The sequence below is a fragment of the Paucihalobacter ruber genome, assembly GCF_006494535.1.
GTDB lineage: Bacteria > Bacteroidota > Bacteroidia > Flavobacteriales > Flavobacteriaceae > Paucihalobacter > Paucihalobacter ruber.
The window spans coordinates 301,540-326,254 of the sequence record NZ_VHIQ01000003.1 but is presented as its reverse complement, the minus strand read 5'-3'; the positions used below and the strand labels follow the sequence as shown (position 1 = coordinate 326,254).

Annotated in this window: 27 protein-coding genes; 14 read left to right on the top strand and 13 right to left on the bottom strand. The window is 36.5% G+C overall.

Features of this window, described 5'->3' with window-relative positions; all coding sequences use genetic code 11:
* From iadA to pdxR, 5 genes are all read right to left on the bottom strand, one after another.
* Positions 1–1,152: a beta-aspartyl-peptidase gene (gene iadA, locus FJ651_RS07755; RefSeq protein ID WP_140989942.1), complete on the bottom strand. Its 1,152-nt coding sequence runs from the start codon at positions 1,150–1,152 to the stop codon at positions 1–3.
* A gap of 4 nt (positions 1,153–1,156) precedes the next feature.
* On the bottom strand, positions 1,157–2,518 hold the full coding sequence (dcuC, locus tag FJ651_RS07750; protein WP_140989941.1) for a C4-dicarboxylate transporter DcuC: 1,362 nt from the start codon (positions 2,516–2,518) through the stop codon (positions 1,157–1,159).
* A gap of 10 nt (positions 2,519–2,528) precedes the next feature.
* Positions 2,529–3,533, bottom strand: a complete 1,005-nt coding sequence (locus FJ651_RS07745; protein ID WP_140989940.1) for a lamin tail domain-containing protein — start codon at positions 3,531–3,533, stop codon at positions 2,529–2,531.
* A gap of 46 nt (positions 3,534–3,579) precedes the next feature.
* On the bottom strand, positions 3,580–5,217 hold the full coding sequence (locus FJ651_RS07740) for a T9SS type A sorting domain-containing protein (RefSeq protein WP_140989939.1): 1,638 nt from the start codon (positions 5,215–5,217) through the stop codon (positions 3,580–3,582).
* A 105-nt stretch (positions 5,218–5,322) separates the two neighbouring features.
* Positions 5,323–6,816, bottom strand: a complete 1,494-nt coding sequence (pdxR, locus tag FJ651_RS07735) for a MocR-like pyridoxine biosynthesis transcription factor PdxR (RefSeq protein ID WP_140989938.1) — start codon at positions 6,814–6,816, stop codon at positions 5,323–5,325.
* A gap of 73 nt (positions 6,817–6,889) precedes the next feature.
* Between pdxR and FJ651_RS07730 the strand changes: the two genes are divergently transcribed.
* The 3 genes from FJ651_RS07730 to FJ651_RS15730 all read left to right on the top strand — a co-directional run bounded on the left by FJ651_RS07730 (position 6,890) and on the right by FJ651_RS15730 (position 9,602).
* Positions 6,890–7,822, top strand: a complete 933-nt coding sequence (locus FJ651_RS07730) for a hypothetical protein (protein ID WP_140989937.1) — start codon at positions 6,890–6,892, stop codon at positions 7,820–7,822.
* A 19-nt stretch (positions 7,823–7,841) separates the two neighbouring features.
* The gene (locus FJ651_RS07725) at positions 7,842–9,284 is read left to right on the top strand and encodes an SLC13 family permease (RefSeq protein WP_140989936.1); all 1,443 of its coding nucleotides are present in this window, start codon (positions 7,842–7,844) and stop codon (positions 9,282–9,284) included.
* A 180-nt stretch (positions 9,285–9,464) separates the two neighbouring features.
* Positions 9,465–9,602 carry a hypothetical protein gene (locus FJ651_RS15730; protein WP_216746105.1) on the top strand — a complete coding sequence of 46 codons (138 nt, stop codon included), beginning with the start codon at positions 9,465–9,467 and terminating at the stop codon, positions 9,600–9,602.
* A 1-nt stretch (position 9,603) separates the two neighbouring features.
* On the opposite strand, the gene FJ651_RS07720 is transcribed toward FJ651_RS15730, so the two are convergent.
* Positions 9,604–10,017 carry a hypothetical protein gene (locus FJ651_RS07720; protein WP_246085335.1) on the bottom strand — a complete coding sequence of 138 codons (414 nt, stop codon included), beginning with the start codon at positions 10,015–10,017 and terminating at the stop codon, positions 9,604–9,606.
* A 98-nt stretch (positions 10,018–10,115) separates the two neighbouring features.
* Between FJ651_RS07720 and FJ651_RS07715 the strand changes: the two genes are divergently transcribed.
* On the top strand, positions 10,116–10,556 hold the full coding sequence (locus FJ651_RS07715; protein ID WP_394348085.1) for an Lrp/AsnC family transcriptional regulator: 441 nt from the start codon (positions 10,116–10,118) through the stop codon (positions 10,554–10,556).
* Between the two features lie 171 nt (positions 10,557–10,727).
* On the opposite strand, the gene FJ651_RS07710 is transcribed toward FJ651_RS07715, so the two are convergent.
* Positions 10,728–11,702 carry a YpdA family putative bacillithiol disulfide reductase gene (locus FJ651_RS07710; RefSeq protein WP_140989933.1) on the bottom strand — a complete coding sequence of 325 codons (975 nt, stop codon included), beginning with the start codon at positions 11,700–11,702 and terminating at the stop codon, positions 10,728–10,730.
* A gap of 1 nt (position 11,703) precedes the next feature.
* A complete protein-coding gene (locus tag FJ651_RS07705) occupies positions 11,704–12,897 on the bottom strand; it encodes an MFS transporter (protein ID WP_140989932.1) in 1,194 nt (397 codons plus the stop codon).
* A gap of 122 nt (positions 12,898–13,019) precedes the next feature.
* Here FJ651_RS07705 and FJ651_RS07700 point away from each other — a divergent pair, with 122 nt between their 5' ends.
* The gene (locus tag FJ651_RS07700; RefSeq protein WP_140989931.1) at positions 13,020–13,625 is read left to right on the top strand and encodes a DUF1684 domain-containing protein; all 606 of its coding nucleotides are present in this window, start codon (positions 13,020–13,022) and stop codon (positions 13,623–13,625) included.
* On the opposite strand, the gene crcB is transcribed toward FJ651_RS07700, so the two are convergent.
* Positions 13,626–13,991 carry a fluoride efflux transporter CrcB gene (gene crcB / locus FJ651_RS07695; RefSeq protein ID WP_140989930.1) on the bottom strand — a complete coding sequence of 122 codons (366 nt, stop codon included), beginning with the start codon at positions 13,989–13,991 and terminating at the stop codon, positions 13,626–13,628.
* Between the two features lie 49 nt (positions 13,992–14,040).
* Positions 14,041–14,226 (bottom strand): hypothetical protein, encoded by a 186-nt coding sequence (locus FJ651_RS07690; RefSeq protein WP_140989929.1) that lies wholly within the window; start codon positions 14,224–14,226, stop codon positions 14,041–14,043.
* Positions 14,227–14,348: 122 nt separating this feature from the next.
* On the opposite strand from FJ651_RS07690, the gene FJ651_RS07685 reads away from it, so the two are divergent.
* A complete protein-coding gene (locus tag FJ651_RS07685) occupies positions 14,349–14,735 on the top strand; it encodes a pyrophosphohydrolase domain-containing protein (protein WP_140989928.1) in 387 nt (128 codons plus the stop codon).
* Positions 14,736–14,885: 150 nt separating this feature from the next.
* On the opposite strand, the gene FJ651_RS07680 is transcribed toward FJ651_RS07685, so the two are convergent.
* Positions 14,886–15,944 carry a branched-chain amino acid aminotransferase gene (locus tag FJ651_RS07680; protein WP_140989927.1) on the bottom strand — a complete coding sequence of 353 codons (1,059 nt, stop codon included), beginning with the start codon at positions 15,942–15,944 and terminating at the stop codon, positions 14,886–14,888.
* A gap of 112 nt (positions 15,945–16,056) precedes the next feature.
* Between FJ651_RS07680 and FJ651_RS07675 the strand changes: the two genes are divergently transcribed.
* From FJ651_RS07675 to FJ651_RS07640, 8 genes are all read left to right on the top strand, one after another.
* Positions 16,057–16,563, top strand: a complete 507-nt coding sequence (locus FJ651_RS07675; protein ID WP_140989926.1) for a DUF4920 domain-containing protein — start codon at positions 16,057–16,059, stop codon at positions 16,561–16,563.
* A gap of 35 nt (positions 16,564–16,598) precedes the next feature.
* Positions 16,599–16,988, top strand: coding sequence for a hypothetical protein (locus FJ651_RS07670; RefSeq protein ID WP_140989925.1), 390 nt, complete (start codon positions 16,599–16,601; stop codon positions 16,986–16,988).
* Between the two features lies 1 nt (position 16,989).
* Complete coding sequence (gene mnmD / locus FJ651_RS07665) at positions 16,990–17,658, top strand: tRNA (5-methylaminomethyl-2-thiouridine)(34)-methyltransferase MnmD (RefSeq protein ID WP_140989924.1); 669 nt, start codon at positions 16,990–16,992, stop codon at positions 17,656–17,658.
* Positions 17,659–18,154: 496 nt separating this feature from the next.
* Complete coding sequence (locus FJ651_RS07660; RefSeq protein WP_140989923.1) at positions 18,155–19,063, top strand: TIGR01777 family oxidoreductase; 909 nt, start codon at positions 18,155–18,157, stop codon at positions 19,061–19,063.
* 364 nt (positions 19,064–19,427) lie between these two features.
* Positions 19,428–19,937 carry a fasciclin domain-containing protein gene (locus tag FJ651_RS07655; protein ID WP_140989922.1) on the top strand — a complete coding sequence of 170 codons (510 nt, stop codon included), beginning with the start codon at positions 19,428–19,430 and terminating at the stop codon, positions 19,935–19,937.
* 187 nt (positions 19,938–20,124) lie between these two features.
* Complete coding sequence (locus FJ651_RS07650; RefSeq protein WP_140989921.1) at positions 20,125–21,414, top strand: DEAD/DEAH box helicase; 1,290 nt, start codon at positions 20,125–20,127, stop codon at positions 21,412–21,414.
* Positions 21,415–21,480: 66 nt separating this feature from the next.
* Positions 21,481–21,696 carry a VF530 family protein gene (locus tag FJ651_RS07645; RefSeq protein ID WP_140989920.1) on the top strand — a complete coding sequence of 72 codons (216 nt, stop codon included), beginning with the start codon at positions 21,481–21,483 and terminating at the stop codon, positions 21,694–21,696.
* 130 nt (positions 21,697–21,826) lie between these two features.
* On the top strand, positions 21,827–22,774 hold the full coding sequence (locus FJ651_RS07640) for a GSCFA domain-containing protein (RefSeq protein WP_140989919.1): 948 nt from the start codon (positions 21,827–21,829) through the stop codon (positions 22,772–22,774).
* 289 nt (positions 22,775–23,063) lie between these two features.
* Here the strand turns inward: FJ651_RS07640 and coaD are convergent, their stop codons facing one another.
* Together coaD and FJ651_RS07630 are read right to left on the bottom strand one after the other, a co-directional pair.
* Complete coding sequence (gene coaD / locus FJ651_RS07635) at positions 23,064–23,528, bottom strand: pantetheine-phosphate adenylyltransferase (protein ID WP_140989918.1); 465 nt, start codon at positions 23,526–23,528, stop codon at positions 23,064–23,066.
* 49 nt (positions 23,529–23,577) lie between these two features.
* Positions 23,578–24,564, bottom strand: a complete 987-nt coding sequence (locus tag FJ651_RS07630; protein WP_140989917.1) for a D-alanine--D-alanine ligase — start codon at positions 24,562–24,564, stop codon at positions 23,578–23,580.
* Positions 24,565–24,715 lie beyond the last annotated feature (151 nt).

Sequence of the window (24,715 nt, the reverse complement as noted above, 5' to 3'; positions counted from 1 at the left end):
TTACATGGATGATTCAAAAGTTCCTTTAACTATAATTTGTTGGTCTTTCATCATGTGCCGGCCGCGCGCAAACACATGAGTTAATTCAAGTTCTTGATTAAATGCGCAGATATCTGCATCACAACCAACCGCTAGGCGTCCTTTGTTTGTTAATCCTAAATTTTTGGCCGGATTGGTGGTTATTAATTTAAAGGCATCTTCAATCGCTACGCCGCCTTTTTTGATAAGCTGAATGACTTCAAATAAATTTTGGTCGAATGGTGCATTCTTTACACCAATAGCTTCTTTTTGAGAGTTGAATTTGGTGAGTCCGGCATGGCCATCTGAACTAAAGGTCATGTTGTTTATTGAAACACCTTTTTCTAAAGCGTATAAAACCGATTGATAAGGATCTGTATATTTTGAGGCACCTGTGGTGATATCTATAATGCCGCCTAATTTGGCAAATTCAATGGCTTGTTCAAACAACTCTTTGGTACGGCCCACATGGGTTGGTGAAATATGTTGTATAGGAAACTGATATTTGTTGACCAATTCAAACAAGATATCCATTTTGGTCTCCAAATTGCCGAGGTGAATGTGTAAAATCCCTTTTTTGTTGGCCAAACTACCGCCAACGCGGATATCTCGTAATTTTCTGAGTAATTCTAAAGCGGTGGGATAAGACGAACGAATATCGCTAATGGCAATTTTACATCCCAATACCTTATCGATAAAAATCATATCGCTCTGAATGTTATCGGTAATGGTCACCGAATCTACACCGTAATAACCGCAATACATATAGGCCGTAATGCCTTCTTGGTCCAGAGCCTTGGCCTTGGCATATAAGGTTCTGATACTTCTTAAAGTGCCATCGGTGCCTAATAATCCTACAACCGTGGTAGTGCCACAGGCAATGAGTTCGCTTAAACTAATTTCTGGAGTCATAGAGGCATAACCATCTTTTCCGCCGGCACCCGTAATATGAATGTGCTGATCAATTAAACCCGGCGTGACGATGCAATCGGAAAGGTCATAGACATCGGCTACTGCTTTATAATTATCAAGATTTTTATCAATAGCAACAATAGTATCGTTAGCGATTAAAATATCTTGTTTGCCAAGATGTTCGGGTGCATATAGATTAGTATTTTTAAGTAGTTTCAGCATGTGGCTATATAAAATGATAGATGAGCATAATAACTAAGGCAACTCCTAACGGAATGAGATTGCGTTTTACAATTTGTAAGGTAGACACACCGGCTATTTCAGAGACAGCAATGATTACTCCGGCAATTGGAGAGACAGTTCTTCCCATATTGGCTGAGAATTCCATAGGCAAAATCATTGAGACACTTTCTACACCCATTTTGTCCGCTATTTTTGGAACCAACGGTCCAAAGGCAAAAAACGAAGCGTTACCACTGCCCATTAGCATTGAGGCCAGGAAAATCATAACGGTCATAACAATACTAATACCAACCGCATTTAAACCTAAACTTTGAGTTACTGCCAAAAGGCCATCTATAAATCCAAGGCTTATTAAACCTTTAGCAAAAATTTCAGCTGCAATGATCAATGTCACCACCGTTTTAAAAATGTTACCCATGCCATTCCAGAAAACTTTAAAAGAATCAAAAACAGTTTTAAAACTTCGTTTTCTAATTAATTCAAAAGTTACAGCTACAAAAAGGCTAATAATCATTGCAGTAGTTGTATCTAGTTTTATAGGTGTTTTGAAAAAATTAAATATTTCAGAAAAAACAATGAGTATAATAATCGGTAGAATAGGAATAACCGCATAAATAATGGGTGCATCAACTACTTGTTCTTTTTGGTTATTTTTAGAATTGTCTAGGTTGTTTTTTTTGTCGAAATACCGATTTACGATATAATAGGTCACCATCATTGAAAGACTTAATGGCCAAACCAAAGGTATTTGATGGTTTACAAAAAAGTTAACAGATTCCATTCCGATGATGTTGCTTGCACTGGCGGTAATAGCCGAGGCCGGACCCATACCAAAGGCCGTTGTGGCAGTAATCACAGATGCTGCCGACAATTTACTCACTCCTAAATTGGTAAGTATTGGAAATAGTGAAGCCATTAATAATAGCGATAAACCTGCAGCAGATGGAATAGCAACAAATAGCATTTGACCTATAGGAATTACCAAAGAAGCAGCTAAATAAGGTTTAGATTTAAAAAGCCCTAAGGGTTTCATGGCTATATGAACCAATGCTCGAGAAGCACCAATGTGATCAATATAGGCCACAAAGCCACCAATAGACATAATTATGAGGCCTACACCGGCGTTGGTTTCGCTAAACGATTCTTTTATGAGTTTAAATAAATCAAATCCTGTAAAGCCTGTTGGTATTGAAAGTGGTGGTAAGTCTTTTTTAAGCAATAAAGAAAGTGCCAACATGATGAGTCCTGCAAATAGCAAGACAGCGTGCGGATGGTACTTTTTAAGCAACAAACGCGCCACTACTGCAATAAAAAGCAGCGATAATATTGGTCCTAGGCTTTCCATTATTTAGTGTTTAGAACGTACTCCCATCAACTTTGGTTCCCGGAGTATGAAGAGCGCCATTAGCTTCAGGAATATTAGAGTACCGTTCAAAATCACCGTAAATGTCAGGGAATCTGGTATAAGCCTCGTTGGGGTTTCCTGATAACGGATTGATATCAAAAGTTAATATGGCATTGTTTGCGGCATCTCTAACCGTAACAAAATCACCGGCATTATTCATATTTAATTGACCTTCAGAAGCAGTTTGTACTATCGCACCACCAAAACTTCCTGTTGGATTACCACCGCCAAACACAACAATCACGCCATTAGAAGGTACAACAGTACCCGCTGGAAAGATGTGTCTAACTTGAGAGGCATCTGAAATGGTATAACCACTTAAATCTAAACTGTTGGCAGTAGAATTATAAAACTCGATAAATTCGTCTGCTAACGGATCTCTGGTGCCGTCTAAATTTGAGTCGCCGGCAATACCGTCGGCCGGATCATAGAGGACTTCGTTAATGATAAAACCAACAAACGGACAGCCATTATTGTTGATGTCGCCAGGTACATTCGGACATTCATCTGAAGCGTCAGGCACGCCATCGCCATCAGAATCAATATCAGCATCTAAAATGGTAATTGTGAAATTGGTTTCGCTTAAAAGAAGAACACCTGAAGCGTTTCCAATACTAATATCTATAGTTTCGTCCCCTTCAATGAGTCCGTCAACCAAACCTGTAATGGTAATACTTCCCGAAGTTTGGCCGTTGTTAATTGTAATGGCATTAGCGCTTATTGAGTAGTCTGCATCAAGAGTTGCATTTCCTGAGAAAGTTAGTGGAATAACAATTTGTTGAGTAGCCGCTCCATTTAAAGAAGCAGTCAAAATAACCGTCCCGCTTTCTTCACTAAGTGAATTGTTACTAAGGCTTACATTTAAGGCCGGCAAAATATCGTCGGTGGTGCATGTAAACAGCATTAAACAAATACCGGTAAAAAGTGTCGGTAGGTAGAGAAGATTTTTTTTCATTTCTATGATATTTATAGGAACAATTACTTTGACTGCTTTTTGAATATTAGTTGATGATGAGTTTAGAGACTTTAGAAACGTTATCAACCGAAATTCTAACCAGATACAATCCGGCATTAAAATTATCCACATTAAAACTGTTTCCTGTTGTGGTGGTTTTTAACACTTGTCTGCCATTTACATCGTATACTTCAATTTGTTTGTTGCCTGTTAAATCGGTTTGAATGGTAACGTTGCCTTGGTTGACAGGGTTAGGGTATAAAGAGATTCCTTTATTACTATTAAAGTCGTCGATGCTCAAACTCGCTTCTACTGATCCATCTAAACGCACATCGTCAATTCTTAAAATTCCTGAGCCATTAGTATTATCTCGAGAGCCATTTAGCCATCCTTTTATACGTACCTCTATTTGAGTTTCGTTTTCAAAGGAAACAGGAGCAGAAAAAAGTGATGTTTGATCACCAGGTGCATCAAATGTGGAAATTTCTGTACCATTGATTTCAACTGTTATGGCAGAAGGTCCGTTTGCGGTAGCTCTCCATTCAAATGAAATGTTAGTGATGTCTATTTCAAAGCCACTATCTGCTTCTAAAGTAAAGAAAAAATATTTAGCGTTCTCTGAGTTATCTACTTCCCAGCCTTGTCCACTTTGAGCGTAAGGAACCCCAGATCCTGTCCATGTAGATGCTTGTGCGGTACCAAAAGTTGGTGTTGTGCCAGTTACTTGAAATTCAGAGGTTGTGACATTTTCCGGAAATTGAGTGGCTGTTAATTCGTTTGTAGTAAATTCATAAATAAGGAATATGTTTGGGATAACAGTTCCAGAAACATTGACTGTTATATCCTCAGCACCACCCCCAGAAATGGTAACAACATCGTTGTACTCACCTATGGTAAGACCTTCTATAAGTCTAACAAAAATGCTGGTTTCACTACCATTAAAAGCGGTTAAGGTGACTGCAGAACCATAAGTCCCCACTTCGCTACTGGAAATTTCAAATGATGAAGCACCCGGTAAAGAAACAGTTACGTCAGAGCCATTTAAATTTGCTCCTGACACATTAAAAGATTGTGATGAAGACGGACCGGCATCAACTACATAAGAAAATCCGGAAACGGCACTTGTTGAAGCCGAAAGAATAGGCATAGTTGCGGTACCACTTAATACGACATCATCCACCCGATAGGTAGTGCCATCATCTTTACTAAATCGTAAAGTTAAATTTGCTACAGATGGGATGACTCCACTTGGAATTGATATTAATTTCCATCCGGCATCGGCTACGTCATCAAAAGTAATAGGAGTGAAGGTGGTTCCGTCTGTACTGTATTCTACCAGAAGACTCACATTGGCGTTAGAGTTCATTCCAAATGATAATGTTACATCTGAAAAATTTTCAGTACTAATGCCTGAAATAACAAAATCTCTGGCGTTAATTCCGCTTCCGGTCCCAAAGAATACATTCCTTCCGCCGGACGCCCCTGTATAGGTGCCATCCGATGGACTTGTAGAGCGAGTATCGGCATTACCTGAGAAGGAGATGTTGGGATCTCCTGAGTTTTCGAAAGTATTAGCCTCGATAGCTAAAGTACCTGTAGCCGTTCCTATATTTTCAGAAAATATAGTTACTTGTCCCCAGCTTAAACTTGAAAAGCATAGTAATAAAATGTAAAGTTGTTTCATAATAAATTGTTTAGAGTTAAACCTAACTTTGTAGGATATAAAAGTAAAAATCAAAACCTCTTAATTAAGATACCAGTTTTTAAAAAAACTAAATACCAATTATAATTAGAGCAAAGAACTCATTTTTTCCATTTTCCGTTTAAGAATCGCCGGTCGTACGGCCGAGTAACCAAAAATGAGGCCTGTTTTCTCAGGTATACCTATATAGCACTTACTCAATGAAAAGGCAGTTATTCCGGCGGCTTTTAAATTTTGAATGATTTCCTTTTCTTCCTTCGCTGTTTTTTCTTGATTAAAATAGGCAACCACATGGAAGCTGGAAAATGGCTTTTCTTGAAGATACATGTTTTTGATCTTTTTAGAAAATTCCAATTTAAATAAATCGTGCCGGTCTTTAGCGGCAACAACACAATTTTTTATGTGTTGATAGAGATAGTTTTTTTCTATAAACTGATTCATTACCACCTGAATAGATGGCGATACGAATCTGTGCGAATGTTCTTGTAAGGCCTCAACAGCCGGGAGTAAATATTTGGGTACAATCATATATCCTAACCTTATCGATGGATGCAGTAACCTATTGAAGGTTCCCATATAAATGGTCCGGTCTTCCTTATCTAAACTATAAATAGAAGGCAGGGTTTCGTTTAAATTGGCAATTTCATTTTCATAGTCGTTTTCTATGATGAGACTGCCATTTTTAGAAGCCCAGCTAAGTAACTCTTGTCGCCGCGTTAAACTCATTTTAATGCCTAAAGGATAATGATTAGATGGTGTTACATGAATGATTTTGGGTTTTTTGCGACCCGAGCTAGCAAGGTTTTTGATGTTAATACCTTCATTATCTAATGAAATCGGGATTAGATTGGCTTGAGAACTCTTAAATACAGAGTGAACGTTAGGAAATATTGGATTTTCAACCACCACATCATCACCCTTGTTTAAAACTGTACTTGCAATAAGAAACAGCGACTGTAACGACCCGGATACAACAACGAGCTGGTCGGGAATACATTTGATGTTACGGCTCACGTTGAGGTAATTACAAATGCTTTCTTTTAATTCGTTTAATCCTGTGGCCTGTGAATACGAAAGTCCTGAGGCCTTCACATGCCGCCAATAGGAGTTTAATAGTTTTTTCCATTGATTTACAGGAAATACATCAATAGGTGGTAAACCCGGTCTAAAGGCCAGGTTATCACTTGGAAGTCTGTTGATGAGTTCGATATTTTTTAAAAATGATTGGCCTTTTTCAGATATTTTAGGATAGTTAAATCCAATTGTGGACTTAGGTTTTTCTACAATTTTGGCTTGTGAATTTCCCGAAGAATAACTAACTACATTCCCCGATCCTGGTTTCGACTCAATCAATTTTTCCAGTAACAGTAATTCGTAGGCTTTTAATACGGTGGTTCTTGAGAGCTTGAGTTCGTCCGCTAAAATCCGGGTTGAAGGTAATTTCCAGTGATTGGGCAACTCAACCTTTAATATACATTGTTTGATAGACTGGTATAGTGCAATGTATTTATTTTGTTGTTGTGTCTGAACTTCCAGTTCTTTGGAAATTCTGTCGATGGCAAATTTGTAATTGGTATTCATTTATTGGAAAAACTGGTATGATAAAACTAATCAAAATAAGTATTACTTTGTTTATTCTATAACAGAAAATTAAATGGATAACATAAAAATTGGACATTTCACCATCGCTTTGCTATTGATGTTCATGTTAACGGCATGCGATAATGGTACAGATGATACTTCTGAAATTAACCCAAATTTCAACGAAAGCACTACAGGTTCCGGCATATTTGAGTTTGATTACACAACAGAAAGTAGTTCAAAAACTTTGAGGGTTTTTTATCATATTCCGGTAACTAAAACACCTTCAACGAAAATAATGATGGTGTTTCACGGCGCCAATCGCAATGCATCCGATTACAGAAATACACTAATTGCAAAATCTAATGAATACAATTTTATTGTGATTGTACCCGAATTTTCTGAGGCTAATTTTCCCGGTGGCGACCAATACAACTTGGGTAATGTTTACGTTGATGGCGATAACCCAACAGCCAATACTTTAAATCCCGAAAGTGAATGGACCTTCTCTATTATTGAAACGCTTTTTGATTATGTAAAAACACAACTGGGTAATACCAATAACACCTACAAAATTTTTGGACATTCGGCAGGTGCTCAATTTGCACATCGATTTCTCATGTTTAAGCCCAATAACAGATCACAGCAAACGGTTATATCTGCCGCCGGGTGGTATACATTTCCGGATTTAACCGTTAATTTTCCTTATGGATTTAAAAATAGTATGCTTCAAACTAGTTCAAGAGAAATACTTTTCTCAAAAAATGTTACAGTGCAAATCGGAGAAAATGACAACAACCCAAATGCTGCTGGTTTAAGACATAATACTACAGTAGACATGCAGGGAATCAACAGACTGGAACGAGCTGTGAATTATTATAATTTTTGCGTACAAAGTGCACAAACCCTTAATGTAGACTTTAACTGGAGTTTTTCGTTAAGGCCTAATGCCGATCACGACTATACTTCGGCTGCACAAGATGCAGCAGTCACTCTTTTTAACTAAATTTGCTTCAAACCATACTATGACGCTATCAAAAAAGAACATCGGTTTATTCCTCGGCCCGATTAGTTTCATTTTAATAAAATACCTTTTTCATCCCGAAGGTTTAAGCAATGAGGCCAACGCTGTTCTGGCATCAACAGCATGGATTGCCATCTGGTGGATTACCGAGGCGATTTCTATTTCGGCCACAGCCTTATTGCCCATAATTTTGTTTCCTTTAAGTGGCGCATTGTCATTGAATGACACCACGGCATCCTACGGACATAAATATGTGTTTTTATTTTTAGGCGGATTTATCTTAGCCATCGCCATAGAAAAATGGAATCTACACAAACGTATCGCCTTAAATATTATCAAACTGGTTGGTACCAATATGAACCGAATCATCTTAGGATTCATGATGGCAACAGCCTTGCTGTCGATGTGGATTTCGAATACCGCCACAGCTGTGATGATTCTTCCGGTTGCATTGGCCATAGTATATCAATTAAAAGACAATCCAAATACGGTTGAAAACGAAAATTTGAAGTTTGGTAAAGCTTTAATGCTGGCCATTGCCTACAGCGCCTCAATCGGTGGAATGGCAACGCTTATTGGTACACCGCCAAATTTAGTGCTGGCAGGTGTGGTTGAAAAAACATACAATACCGAAATTACCTTCGCCCAATGGTTCATGTTCGGGTTTCCTGTGAGTATCGTTTTATTATTTGTGAGTTGGATCTATCTCACCAAGTTCGCTTTTAAATTCGAACAGGCTACCTTTCCCGGTGGAGCAACCGAAATTAATAAACAACTTAATAAATTAGGTAAACTTTCCAAAGAAGAGAAGCTGGTGCTTACAGTCTTCGCGATTACTGCTATAGCCTGGATAACCAGATCTTTTGTATTGGTTAAATTTCTTCCGAAGATTGATGATACCATCATAGCAGTAGCCGCTTCCATTTCTTTATTTATCATTCCTGCAAGTGAAAAGGGCAAAAAGTTAATTGTTTGGCAGGATGCCGTAAAATTACCTTGGGGTATTTTATTGTTATTTGGTGGAGGTATGGCGCTTGCTTTGGGTTTTGATAAAACCGGATTGGCGGCATGGATTGGCGGGCAACTGACTTTACTTGAAGGTATATCCATATTTTTATTGGTACTAATACTAATTGCAGCTGTTAACTTTTTAACCGAAATCACATCTAATTTGGCTACCACAGCCATGTTATTGCCTGTTCTCATTCCACTGGCCGTTAGTATGGAGGTTCATCCGTATATTTTATTGGTAAGTGCAACACTTGCGGCTTCATGTGCATTTATGTTGCCGGTCGCTACGCCACCTAACGCTATTGTTTTTGGGTCTGGTTATTTAAGTATTGAAGATATGGTAAGAAAAGGTATTTGGATGAACGTTATTTCTATAGCTATTTTATCAATTATTATCTATTACGTACTTCCAATTATATGGAATCTAGATTAATACATCTTTTTTCACCGAAATAACTGCGTTTTATCTATTTTTTTTGACAATTTTATACATTGGTCTGTTTTTTAGGTTATTTCAACAAATTTAATCTTAAAATTTATGCGGAATTCGTGGTTGAGCATAATTTTACATCGTCTCAATTTACAACATGTTTAACCTATAAAACAAAAAGTTATGGAAACTACACTTAACTATCCGTTTGAAAGAAAGTCTAAAAATCACCTGGATTGGATGATTAATGTTATCAAGTCTGAAAAGTATTATTTATATGAAGGTTTTGCAGTGGGTAACTGCGACAAACCGGCGGCTTAAACTATAAGCTCAACATCCAAGTACGCTGTAATTGTTTGAAGTGCCCAATTTCTTTTCTTAATAACTTAAGAAAATCTCTACCATCGCTATTGCTATTTTCAAGACGTTTGCAATTGTTGTAGAGTTTTCGGGTTAAAGAATTTAGTGTATGGATATGTCTGTATTTGTGGTCTGAAAAACGCGCTTGTTCTGCTTTTAAGATTTCGGGAGCCAAAGATTCACTTTGTTGTACGATATCTCCGGAAAAGTAAATGTTTGGGTCTTCACTACCATCGGGATGTAAGCCACATAAATCCTGATTTAAATAAGATGAAATACTTCTCGATAAAATAAATATTTCTATGGCCTTATTGTAAATAGGCAAATCAGATAAGTGTTTGGGGAACTGATAAGTCATATTATTTGCAATTTTCATCAAAATTAATCACTAGTTCTGAGACTCGACCTTAATATTTAAAGTAAAAGCGATATTTTACATTAAATTGTATATATTTATTACTTTAAACTTTAATTATGTTGGATAGTATCAATAAGCATATTTTAAAATGTCTTCAAAAAAATGCACGGCAATCTAATGCAGCCATCGGCAGACAGGTTGGTATATCATCGCCGGCGGTAGCAGAACGCATAAAAAAAATGGAAGACGCCGGTATTATTCAGGCCTATCAAACTACTATTTCGCCGTTCGAAGTAGGCTATCAATTAAAGGCCATTATTACACTTCGGGCTTTTATGGGAATGTTAAAACCTTTTTTGGAAAAAGTAAAAACTTACGATGAGGTTATTAATTGTTATAGAATTACAGGTAACGAAAACATTGTAATGGAAGTTGTTCTCAAAAATCAAAAGCACTTAGAGTCGTTTATTGATCAGTTAATTGTTTATGGCGAATCTAAAACTCAAATAGTCTTGTCTCAAGTGGTTAAGAATAATGAAGTGAAGCCGGTGAAGTAGGTGGCAGTGGTGAGTGGGTGAGTTTATTAGTTTGTGAGCCTTTGAGAGGTTAGTGGTAAATTATTATCTTAAATCGAATTGTCCCCTTGAGGGGACCTTAGGGGTGTAAACCTAATTAACAAAAATTTCAAAAATTAATGTTTAATAACGGTCAACTCTAATCAGGGAAGTTCAACCCTCAATCAATATACCATCCAAATGCTCTGCAATTAGTTTAGCATGTACCCTCGAATTTTCAATAAACCATTTATGCGTTTCTTGTCCGCCGCAAATAACGCCGGCCAGATATAATCCTTTAATATTGGTTTCCATGGTGTCTTGATTATAGACCGGTTTTTCCAAATTATCGTTGGAGAATTCAATACCAATGTTTTTTAAAAATTCCAGATTAGGCCGATAACCTGTCAAGGCTAAAACAAAATCGTTTTCAATGGTTATTTCTTCTTCAGTGGTTTTAAATGAAATTGATTTTTCGTCAATGGTGGTCACTTCGGCATTAAAATAGGCTTTGATGCTGCCTTCGGCAATTCGGTTAACCATATCGGGTCTTACCCAATATTTTACGCGTTCTCCAATGGCTTCACCTCTAACAATCATGGTGACATCACCACCTTTTCGCCAAATTTCAAGCGCCGCATCTACTGACGAATTACTGGCACCAATAACCGCTACTTTTTGTAAAATATAAGGGTGTGCTTCGGTGAAATAATGACTCACCTTCGGTAGGTTTTCACCGGGTACGTTTAACATTTTTGGCAGATCGTAAAAGCCACTGGCAATAATTACTTTTTCTGACAGGTATTGATTTTTATCGGTGGTTATTACAAATTTATTTTGGTTTTTCTCAACGGCTTCAACGGTTTCAAATAATTTTATTTTTAAATTGTTAGATGTAACTACGCGTCGGTAGTATTCCAAAGCTTCATCCCGATTTGGTTTTGGTTGGTTACTAATAAACGGAATGTTGTCCAGTTCTAACTTTTCCGAAGTAGAAAAAAACCTCATGTTTAACGGGTAGTTATAAATGGAGTTGGTTAGTGCGCCTTTTTCAATAATGGTATAATGCCACCCTCGTTTTTCACATTCTAAAGCACAGGCAATGCCAATGGGTCCGCCGCCAATTATAATTACTTGAAAATTTGTCATTTCAATCTGTCATTTTTTTCAACATCAACAATAAAACAGCACTCAAGGCAGCCAATAATCCCATAAATAACCAGGTGGTATTAAAGCCAAATTGGTTCACCATTTGTAGTCCTAAATTATGACCAACCAAATGCGCCACCGAGAAAGAAACCGCATAAAGTGCCATATACTGGCCTTGTTTACCGCGTTTTGAGCGTTTCATGGCAAAGGCATTTGAGAACGGAAATGCTATCATTTCTCCAAGTGTCATCAATAACATTCCAACTAAGATAATGCCTATCCAGTAACTTACCAGCAAAATTACAAAACTCAAACCGGTTATGGCAGCACCAAACATCATTAGAATACTAAAGCGGTATCTGGAATTTTCTAACCATTTAATCAATGGCATTTCAAATAGAAAAATTAAAAATCCGTTAAGTCCTAAAAGCAAGCCAATATCGAACTCGGTTAAGTTGGCCTTTTCTTTGTAAAACAAAGGCATCGTAGAAAAATACTGTATAAATACAATGGCAAATAGGGTAATTGCAATAAGGAAAATAAGAAATGGTTTGTCTTTGTAGGCCGATACCGGACTTTCAGAAACTTCACTATCTAAAATCCTTGCCTTTTTAGGGTTTAAAGTAAAAATGAGCAGTATGGTTGCTAAAATACAGGTAATACCATCTACCCAGAATAAACCTGCGTAACTTATGGTGGTAATAATAATACCGCCAACAGCCGGACCGGCCGAAAAACCTAAATTAATAGCCAATCTTATTAAAGTTACAGAGCGCGTTTTGTTTTCAATTTTACTGTACGTATTTAAGGCCACAAACATGGCAGGTCTAAACATATCGGCTACCAGCATTACCAGGAAAATACCAACACAAAACTCTGTGAATGTTTTCATTAGTTGAAGCGCAATAAACAGCAAACCGGTAGTGAATAAACTAAATACCATGACTTTGTAATAGCCAAATACGTCGGTTAACTTGCCGCCTAAAAATGAACCTGCAACAGAGCCAAGACCAAAGGCCGACATGATCCAGCCAACCTGCGAAAAACTAAAATCTAAACTGGTAGTGAGATATAAACTCAAAAACGGAATCACCATCGTGCCCGCACGGTTAATCAACGTAATAAGCGCCAGCCACCAAACCTCTTTTGAAAGTCCGCCGAAAGTGTCAATGTAATTTTTAAAAAGGACTTTCATTTTTTTGTCGAAGATTGTTTACCTTTTTAGTTTTAAAAAAAGTTTGCAACACATCTTAAATTGCAACCAAATCTATGTAAATTATAGGTATGTTGTATTTTTGAAACGAAAAATAATAACCAATGAAATATGTAAAGATTTTAATCCTACTCACTATTTTGTGGATAGGTTGCGAACCCAAAAAACAACCTGTTTTAGGTGAAACCGAATGGCAGCGACAACAAAATGCCAATTTTAAAGATGCTTCAAAATCACCTTTAACCGATAAAGACCGAAAGACCTTTCGATCTCTAGAGTTTTTTAAGGCAGATAGTAGTTATTTGGTTAACGCACATTTAGAGCGCACACCCGAAACGCCGTTTTTTAAAATGAAAACAACTACCGACAGACTAACTGAAGAGCGTGTGTATGGTATTTTAACTTTTGAATTGCAGGGAACAACTTTTAAACTCAATGTATATCAAGGCAAAGATAATTTAGAAGACCCCGAATTTGTAGATTACTTGTTTTTACCATTTTTAGATTTAACAAATGGTGAGACCTCTTATGGCGGTGGTAGGTATATTGACTTGCGCATTCCCGACGGTGATATTGTGGAGCTTGATTTTAATAAAGCTTATAACCCTTTATGCGTTTACAACAAAAAGTATTCTTGTCCCATTGTGCCGAGAGACAATTTTCTGGAAATTGAGGTAAAGGCAGGAATGAAGGATTATAAAAAGGAATAATTATTTGGCCAATAGAAATCCCAAAAATACAGCCAATATACCAACAACAATGCTTCCAATGGTATAAACAATTAAACTGCTATAATCACCGGTTTTTATAAAGTTGAAATTCTCAAATGCAAAGGCTGAAAAGGTTGTAAATCCGCCACAAAATCCACTAATTAACAATAAGGTTTGTTGTTCGTTCAACAGATTGTTTTTACTTGCCATCCCAATAAGAATACCTATCAAGAAACTGCCTAAAATATTAACAGTAAAGGTACCAAAAGGCAGATGGTAACTGTTGTTATTTAGCCATTTTGATATGGCAAAACGCAATGCGCTGCCTATGCCACCGCCAATAAAAACTAGTAGGATGTGTTTCAAATTAATTCAATTGAGTCATACGAAAATATGCAAATAATTGCGAAGTAGATTACATAAACACAAACTTAACAAAACCAATAAAGGCAATAAAGGCAATAAAGGCAATTAAAATCCAAACACTGCCTTTGTAATATTTACGGTGAAGTTTCATGTCTTTTCGGTAGGTGTATATCATCACAATAATAAAAGCGATGGCAAACAAAATGCCAAAAGTAATTTGTCCGTTAGTAAACATAAATCCTTAAATTGGTGCTATTACAAAGTTACAAATATTAATACCATTAATTTATGGCATTATTAAAAATATTACTTTTTAGATTTTGTAATTTGCGCATAAATATTAGAAACTAATTTTTTATGCAAGACAAAATAGATGCCGTAAAGGCTTTTCATACGGCTTTTAAATTAGGCTACCGAGAAACACCTCAGGCCAATTTAGGAATTTCAAAAAATTTACTCAGGTATAAATTGATGCGAGAGGAAAATGAAGAATACCTCGATGCTGCCAATAACAACGATTTGGTTGAAGTAGCCGATGCTTTGGGTGATTTGCTCTATATTTTATGTGGGACCATTATTGAACATGGTTTGCAACACAAAATAGAGGAAGTTTTTAACGAAATTCAGCGTAGCAATATGAGCAAACTGGGTGAAAACGGCGAACCCATTTATCGCGAAGATGGGAAGGTTTTAAAAGGCCCAAATTACTTCCAGCCAAACATCATGTCGATTTTGGAGAAATAGAAATAAGTTGATAAAGTTTGGAGTTCAGAGTTTGGAGTTTGGTATTTGTAAATTGTAATTTGGAATTTGTGCTTTGAAATTTGGTATTTAGACCTTACCAACTCACAACTAACAACTCATAACTCACTTATAACTCATAACTCAAAAAGACTATCTCACCTCATAACGCCAGCCGTGTTTGTCCTCAGCTAAATTGTGCTGAATTTTAAGCATGCTGTCTTTTAGTAAACTGCCGTAGGAATTCTCAATTTCCGGAAGTTCAAATAGTTCTTCAGCATGTTCAAAAGCTTCTACCGGACTAATAACAGCTGCCGTGCCCGCACCAAAAATTTCTTTTAAGCTACCGTTCTTGGCGGCCGTTTTTATTTCTGATACGGTGATGTTTCTAACTTCGCAGTTAATATTCAAATCATCACAAAGCTGAATCAGACTTTTTCTGGTAACACCATCTAGAATTCTATCGCTCGTTGGCGCTGTGATTAAAGTATCATTAATTCTAAAAAACACATTCATGGTACCGGCTTCCTCCAAATTTTCATGGCTATTGGCATCTGTCCAAATCACTTGCTGATAGCCTTTTTTCTGAGCCAGACTTGTTGGATAAAATTGTGCAGCATAGTTGCCGGCCGCCTTTGCAAAACCAACACCACCATTGGCGGCACGACTAAATTTTTCGGCAAATAAAACACGTACTTTTCCGGCGTAATAAGCTTTTGCAGGCGACAAAATAATCATAAATCTGTATTCCTTTGCCGGTGAAGCCGAAATAGCAGGTTCGGTAGCAATAACAAATGGTCTTAGATATAGAGAATTACCAACACCGGGTTTTATCCAAGCACTGTCTAATTTTAATAATTCGGTTAATCCCTCGAAAAAAAAATCTTCAGGAAATTCGGGCATGGCCAATCTTGCCGAAGATTTGTTAATGCGTTTAAAGTTTTGATCGGGTCTGAACAAGAAAATTTTGCCCTCCTCGTCTTTGTAGGCTTTCATCCCTTCAAAAACTGCTTGTCCGTAATGAAATACGCGCGCTGCGGGATCAAAGCTCATGGCCTGATAGGGCGTAATTTGCGGCTGTTGCCATTGTCCGTCTTTATAATCGCAATAAAACATATGGTCTGTAAAAACAGTTCCAAAAATTAAATTGTTAAAATCTACGTTGTTGATTTTTGTATCTGTTCTTTTAGTAATGTTTATTGTGGTTGCCATAGGTTAATGCTTTAAAACTGCGGCAAAAGTAGCTATTTTAAGGCGCAATAAAAACATAAATATCTATTAAAAAAGTACTATTTTTGTTGAAACTTAATGAAATCAGATGTTTATGAAACCAATTTATGTTTTAATTGTTGTAGCTTTATTATTCGCGTCTTGTAAAAATAACACGTCTACCCAAGATGAAGTTCAGAATGTTGAAAAACAAGAAATTGCCTATGCATCATTTGGAGGTGAAATAACAGATGCAGATGCGCTGTCGGCTGCTCAAATGACCGAAGTTTACAAGAATTTAAAAGCCGGAGATACGGTTCACACTAAAGTAATAGCCAAAGTAGAAGAGGTTTGCCAGAGCAAAGGTTGCTGGATGCGTTTAAACCTTGATGACGATAAAGAAATTATGGTGAAGTTTAAAGACTACGGTTTCTTTATGCCAAAGAATATTGCCGGGATGGAAGTGATCGTTAACGGTAAAGCTTTTGTAAATGAAATGCCTGTGGAAGAGCTACGTCACTACGCCGAAGACGCCGGTAAATCAACCGAAGAAATAGCGGCTATCACCGAACCAAAACGAACCTATTCATTTGAAGCCGACGGCGTACTAATTAAACAATAATGAGAATTTTTGTTGTATGCGTAGTTGTTTGCTTTATGAGTTGTACTGAACAACCCAAGAAGGAAACTGCTCAAAAAATTGAGTTCGATTTGTATGAGCCTTCAGAAATGGCCAATCTCATGAATGAGATGTATAATTACAATTTGGCGGTTAAAGACAGTATCTTAAATGGTAACATGCCCTCCCATTTTCCTATGGAGTTTTTGGAAATTCACAAAGCTGAAATGACCAATGGGAAAAGCCGAAACACGGTATTTAACAGTTTTTCGGAAGTGTTTTTGAAAGCTCAGGAAACATTTCACACTACAACCGATTCCACTCTGGTAAAACAGAATTTTAACAATATGGTCAACGTTTGTATTACCTGTCATCAAACCGAATGTACCGGACCAATTCCGCGTATTAAAAAGTTACTGATACAGTAATTTGAAACGGAAAATTATCACTACGGCCGACGGGTCTAAAACCATTCAGATTGAAGACTGGAACGAACAGTACCATTCCATTCACGGCGCTGTGCAAGAGGCTCAACATGTTTTTATAAAACACGGATTGCATGCCGTAAAATTAAATAGCATCAACATATTGGAAGTTGGTTTTGGTACCGGTTTGAACGCCTTTATCACTTTACTTGAAGCTGATAAAAATCAAATAAAAATAAATTATACCGGCGTAGAAGCTTATCCGGTTCTTGAGGACGAGTTGGCACAACTTAATTATGCATCGACCTTAAATGCCGATGGCCGAACTGAAGATTTTTGGAGACTTCACCGAGGTGATTGGGAATTAGCTTTTCAAATCACTAAAAATTTCAAACTTACCAAACAGCAAAAATTCTTTGATGACATCAACGATTCAGATGCCTATCATCTTGTTTATTTCGATGCTTTTGGCGCTCGTGTACAACCTGAACTTTGGGATGAAGCTATGTTTAAACGCATGTACAAGGCCTTAAAAAATGATGGAATTTTAGTGACCTATGCAGCCAAAGGAAGCGTGAGACGCGCTATGCAATCGGCCGGATTTTTAGTAGAAAAACTACCGGGACCACCAGGCAAACGTGAAATGTTAAGAGCGCAAAAAAAGCGCTCTTAACATTCAGCGACCTTAGGGAGCTAAATGCCCGGCGCAAAAAAAGCGCTCTTAACATTCAGCGACCTTAGGGAGCTAAATGTCCAGCGCAAAAAAAGCGCTCTTAACATATCAACTCAAAAACTCAAAGACTCACCATCTCAAAAACCCTCCTACGCTAAAGCTCCGGCGGGCAGGCTCATCAACCAACATCTTACCATTTCAAATACTTCCGAAGGCTATTTGTAAGAATTCAAGAAAGCGATTGTTGGTAGTTTTGTGTGTCGTCATTATTATTTTAGAAATTTCATACTTTTTAGCAATCCTTGTGCTAAGCAATATGGTTATTTATCAAATTAACAACAATTTAGGCTTTTCTTGTAATGCTTTGGTTTAGATGAAGGTTGAAGGGAATAATCGCACTGAAACGGCAGTTTGTAGTTAATGATGAATATAAAATACTGTTAAACCAACAATACTAATTTTACTTATTCTCTAATTTTGACCAAAATAACATATAATGAGAATTTTAATAGCAGGAGCTACAGGTTTGGTTGGTCAGGAATTGGTGAGACTTTGTCATCAACAGAGCATTGCTGTTAATTACCTTACTACTAATAAATCAAAACTATCTACCGATAAAAATTATACCGGTTATTACTGGGATCCGGCAAACAATGAAATAGATTCAAAGTGTTTTAACAAGGTTGATGTTGTTATTAATTTGGCCGGAGCTTCTATTTCCAAGCGCTGGACTTCAGCTTACAAGAAAGAAATTTTAAACAGTAGAATTGATGGTGCCAATTGTATTTTAAACTGCATTAAAGATCGCAACATCAATATTTCTCATTATATCTCGGCCAGCGCCATTGGTATCTATCCTAGTTCTATTACCAATTATTACGACGAAGAAAGCAAAGAAGTAGCCTCATCTTTTTTAGGTGAAGTTGTTGAGGCTTGGGAAAATGCTGCCGATCAATTTACTTCTACTGGTGCTTTAGTAACCAAAGTAAGAATTGGGTTAGTAATGTCTGCCGAAGGAGGTGCATTACCCGAAATTATAAAGCCTGTAAAAATGTACGTTGGTGCAGCTTTTGGTAGCGGTAAGCAATGGCAAAGTTGGATTCATATTTCAGATTTGGCTAAAATATTTTTATTTATCGCCCAACATCAGTTAGAAGGTGTTTTTAATGCTGTGGCGCCTAACGCAGTAACCAACAAAGAACTCACCAAGGCCGTTGCTGAAACAGTTAAAAGGCCACTATTCTTACCTAACATCCCAAGGTTTGTTATGAAACTTGCATTAGGAGAAATGCATATCTTACTTTTTGAAAGCCAGCGAGTTTGCTCTCAAAAACTTGAAGAAGAAGGTTTTAACTTTGATTTCCACAATATCAGACCTGCACTACAGGACTTACTAAAGGCCTAAAGAAGTATCATATCTTAAAAAAAATTTGTTCCATATCGAAAATTATATTGTTGTAACAATTTTGTACGGACTGATTATTATATGGATTTATTCAACATTCAATTTTCAAAATATCAATAAGTTAATGTTGTCAAGGCAGTCTTTTGTCTTAATACTTAATACTCTCGTCTTAATACTTAATAATCCACTGTAATTTCACCAAGTCTCTAATCTAAACATCTCAATAGCATTTTTTCAGTTTCGTGTTCCTATTTTATACTTGATGTGTTAAAGTATGGCTAAAAATTGAACCGTAATCTCTTATTTGACAATCTTCTTCATATATTTGTTTAACAAAAAATATAAATACTTAAACAAAATTATTATGAAAAAGATTTTTACCATTGTAACCTGTTTATTTGCTTTTGCAGCAAGTCAAACTATCAATTCGCAGACTATTGTTGATGCTGCGGTATCAAATGAAAACTTCACAACTTTAGTAACGGCTTTAAAAGCTGCAGATTTAGTGGGTGCTTTACAAGGAGATGGACCATTTACAGTTTTTGCTCCAACAAATGATGCATTTGCAAAAATTGATGCTGCTACGTTAAATTCGTTGTTACAGCCGGAAAATGTAAAGGCTTTAACCAATATATTAACTTTTCACGTAGTTTCTGGAAAATTAGCTGCGGCCGATGTAGTTGCTGCGCTTAAAAAAGGAAAAGGTAAAGTTGAATTAAAAGCTTTAAACGGACAAACTTTAACTGTTTTACAGAAAGACGGTAAAATTTGGTTACAAGACCAAAACGGAAATTACAGCGAAATCGTTACTACAGATGTCATGGGATCAAACGGTGTGATACATGTGATTGATAGCGTTGTAATGCCAAAGTAATTTTCACTCGAAAATTGCTATGAAAAGGAGGAAAGCACTTGCCAATTGGCAGGTGCTTTCTGTTTTTAATAGTTTGAAAACTACAATAAAACTGTATTAGTAGCATTTAAAGTAACAATAGCCGTACCTTTGCAACTAATATAAAAATGACACATCAATTTGTTCAGTCATTTTATAAACAAATTTTATGTCATTTACTTCGTTAGGTTTGTCTGACGCCCTATTAAAAGCGGTCAGTATTCAAGGTTATTCACAACCATCACCAATTCAACGAAAAGCAATTCCCTTAATTTTAGAGAGAAAAGATGTTTTAGCCTCAGCTCAAACCGGTACGGGTAAAACTGCAGGATTTACATTGCCAATGTTGCAAATTTTATCGCAACAACCCGCGCTTCGTCATCGACCTGTAAGAGCTTTGGTACTTACTCCAACCCGAGAACTGGCAGCGCAGGTTTACAGTAATGTTAAAGATTACAGTGCGTTTTTAGATATTAAAAGTGCCGTAATCTTTGGCGGTGTTAATCAAAATCCGCAGGTGTCAGCCTTGCGCCAAGGTGTTGATATTTTAATTGCCACGCCGGGCAGATTACTGGATTTGCACAATCAAAGACTTCTAAATCTCAATAAAATTGAAATTCTTGTTTTAGATGAAGCCGACAGGATGCTTGATATGGGCTTTTTGCGTGATATTAAAAAAATCATGGCGTTAATGCCTTCAAAACGACAGAATTTATTGTTTTCGGCTACCTTTTCCAAAGATATAAAAGCCTTGGCCAATGATATCTTAAATCATCCCGTACTTGTGGAGGCTACACCCGAGAATACAACAGTTGAAAAAATTAATCAGCAAGTGTATCATGTCAACAAAACCGATAAGCCCGATATTTTGGTAAAGTTAATTTCAGATGGAGATTGGGAACAGGTTTTGGTATTTACAAGAACCAAACACGGCGCCAATAAATTAACCAAAAAACTGATTAGCAGTAATATTTCAGCTTTAGCCATCCACGGTAATAAAAGTCAGGCGGCTCGCACTAAGGCTTTACATGAATTCAAAAAAGGTGATATTAGAGTTTTGGTTGCTACCGATATTGCTGCGCGTGGATTAGATATTCCGTTACTTCCACATGTGGTAAATTTTGAATTGCCAAACATTCCTGAAGATTATGTACACCGCATTGGCAGAACCGGTAGAGCAGGAGCCAGTGGTATAGCTGTTTCATTGGTTAGTGCCGACGAAAAGACTTACTTGAGAGACATCGAAAAACTCATTGGAATGAGAGTTGAAAGTGATGTCATCTCAGGTTTTACACCAGATCCAAACGCATCAACCGAAATTGAAAAACCGCAACGCCAACAGCGTTCGCAACAAAGAGGCTCAAAGCCCACCGGAAATGGAGAAGCAAAATCCTCAAATAATAAAAATAGAAATAACAGACGAAGATTTAACAGCAATTCCAATAGACGCTCAGAATAACTTGTGTCTTCTCATTTTTTTTATTTTCTTGATATTTGGAAATTGAATCATTTACATTATTCAACAATGCAACAATCTAACAATCCCTTACACGGCAAAACATTAGAGCTTATTCTTAATGAACTGGTAGCATGTTACGGATGGGAATATTTATCTGAAAAAATTAACATCAACTGTTTTAAAAGTAATCCATCTATCAAGTCTAGCTTAACATTTTTAAGAAAGACACCTTGGGCGAGAGCCAAAGTTGAATCGCTATATTTAAGGATGATAAAAAGTTGAGGTTCTTTTTTAATGAAGATTTTAATGTGATTTGATGATTTAATTACTTAATTGTTGTCTTAAATTTACGTTGCAAATATCAATCTAATTAAACATTAAAATTTGCTTCATTCATGACATTATAACTAGTATGGAACTCACAACCAAACTAAATATTCCAAAGAGCAAAAATCCAATAGATTACAATTCATCAATTTTACTCATTGGTTCTTGTTTTGCAACTGCGATGGGTGATAAATTCGATTATTTTAAATTTCAAAATTTATTGAATCCGTTCGGGATTTTATTTCATCCATTGGCCATAGAAAAGCTAGTGTATCGTTCATTAAATAATCGCTTTTATATTCAGGACGAGTTAGTTTTTAACAATGAACAATGGCATTGCCTGGATGCCCATTCTCAATTGAGCTCATCAAAACCTGAAGAGTTATTAAATACTTTAAACGGCAATTTATCGGTTACTAAAGAATTTCTTTTAAATAGCAGTCATGTTATAATTACCTTAGGCACTGCTTGGGTTTATCAATATATGAAATCAGGCGACATTGTTGCCAATTGCCATAAAATTCCATCAATAGAATTTACCAAATCGCTGCTTAGGGTTGAAACTGTAACCAAATCTTTAAAAAACCTTATAGAACAAATTCGTATTGTCAATCAGGATGCACATGTTGTTTTTACAGTTTCGCCGGTTCGGCATTTAAAGGATGGATTTACTCAAAACACCTTGAGTAAATCAGTTTTAATTCAGGCAGTACATCAAATAAATGAGTCATTTCATCATGTCGATTATTTCCCTTCATTTGAAATGATGATGGACGAATTACGCGACTATCGCTTTTACAAACCGGATATGATTCATCCCAATGAGGTAGCCATTAACTACATCTGGGAAAAATTTTCAGAATCTTGGATTCACACTTCGGCAAAAGCCATGATGAATCGAATTGATAAGGTTCAAAAATCTATACAACATCAACCATTTAATCCAAAGTCAGAAGCATATTTGTCATTTTTGGAGCAACTTGAAAAAGAGCAAAATTCTATAAAACAGATTTTTCCTCACATCAACTTTTAGATCTACATCTTGACTCGGGCTGTTTTTTATTAGTCTGGTAATCGATGAAAAGTATAGCATTACCGACATAAAAACATGGACTTGTTTTTTGTCCTTTTTAATTACGTGTCATCGAAAAAATAAAATGACAATTGTAAATAGCCATATATTCGTACTGCTATTAATCATTTTTTATAAAGAAGCGTCAGTCTGAACGGTTTTAACAACACTGGGAACTGATGCTTTTTTATTTTATAAAATGCCGTATGAGGTTAGTTGTTTTAACTACAACTTATTAGAAGATTTGAATTTAGCGCTTCTGTTTAACTCGCACACTTTCTGGTACTAAAACCGTATAATCACCACTATTTCTTATAACATCTCTAACAATAGACGATGATATATAGGAGGTTTTAGAAGCGGTTAGTAAAAAAACAGTTTCAATTTTAGAAAGCTTTCGATTGGTATGTGCAATGGCTTTTTCAAATTCAAAATCGGCCGGATTACGAAGACCTCGCAATATAAACTGAGCGTCTATTAATTTACAAAAATCGATAGTTAAGCCCTCATAGGTAACTACTTTAACTTTTGGTTCATCTTTAAAGGCGTCTTCAATAAAACCTTGTCGTTCTTCAACGCTAAACATATATTTTTTATCGGCATTAATACCGATGGCAACCACAACTTCATCAAATAAATGAACGCCACGCTTTATAATATCAAAGTGCCCTAAAGTAATGGGGTCAAAAGATCCGGGAAAGAGTGCGCGTTTCATGATGAGTGTAAGTTACAATTAGGTCAAAGATACAAAAATGTAGCCTTTATTATGCTTTATCAAAGCCTCTTAAACTTTCCTCGATAGCATTAGAAAACAAATCAGATAAAGTTATGCCTGCCGCTTGTGCCTGTTGCGGAAGTATACTAGCCTCTGTTAAACCCGGAACGGTATTGATCTCGAGTAAATGCGGTTCGTTGTCTTTAAATATGTATTCGCTTCGACTAAAGCCTTTTAGTTGTAAAATTTCATATACTTTTTTGGCGGTTACATTCACTTTTTCGGCTAAATGTTCAGGAATTCTTGCGGGTGTAATTTCCTGTGACTCACCTAAATATTTGGCATTGTAATCAAAAAAATCGTTGTTGCTCACTATTTCCGTAATGGGTAAAACAGTGACTTCACCTTGATAGGTAATAACACCAACCGATACTTCTGTACCATCTAAAAAACTTTCAATTAGTACTTCATTGTCTTCAGCAAAGGCAACTTCCAATGCGTTTGGTATGTCTTCAACCTTGTAAACCTTGGTGATACCAAAACTGCTGCCTGCCTTATTGGCTTTAACAAAACATGGTAAACCTACGGTATTGATAATGCTCGAAACATCTATATTATCACCTTTGTTAAGGTAGTAACTTTTGGCTGTTTTAATTCCGTAGGGTTTTAACACACTCAAACAATCTCTTTTGTTAAAGGTAAGTGCCGCTTGATACATTGGGCAACTGGTGTGCGGAATTCCTAAGAGTTCAAGATACGCCTGCATGTAACCGTCTTCACCCGGTGCGCCGTGAATTGCGTTAAAAACACAGTCGAATGTTATGGTGGAATCGTTTACATCAATAGAGAAATTATGCCTGTTAACAGGAAACTCTTCATTGTGGTCATTTACATAAACCCATTTGTTTTTAAAAATATGAATGCGATAAGCCTTGTATTTTGATTTGTCTAATTTTTGGTACACCACATTGCCGCTTTTAAGCGAAATTTCGTACTCGCTCGAGTAGCCTCCCATAATTATGGCTATATGCTTCATATCTAAATTATTTTTTAATAAGTTTTTAAAACATCCGAATTACAAAAATATCCGTATTTCATGTTTAACAATACTAAAGTAGTATTTAAATTGAAAGGTTTTAAGCTGAATAACATTTTTATTTCAAAGACAATTCAATGTTGTAAATCCG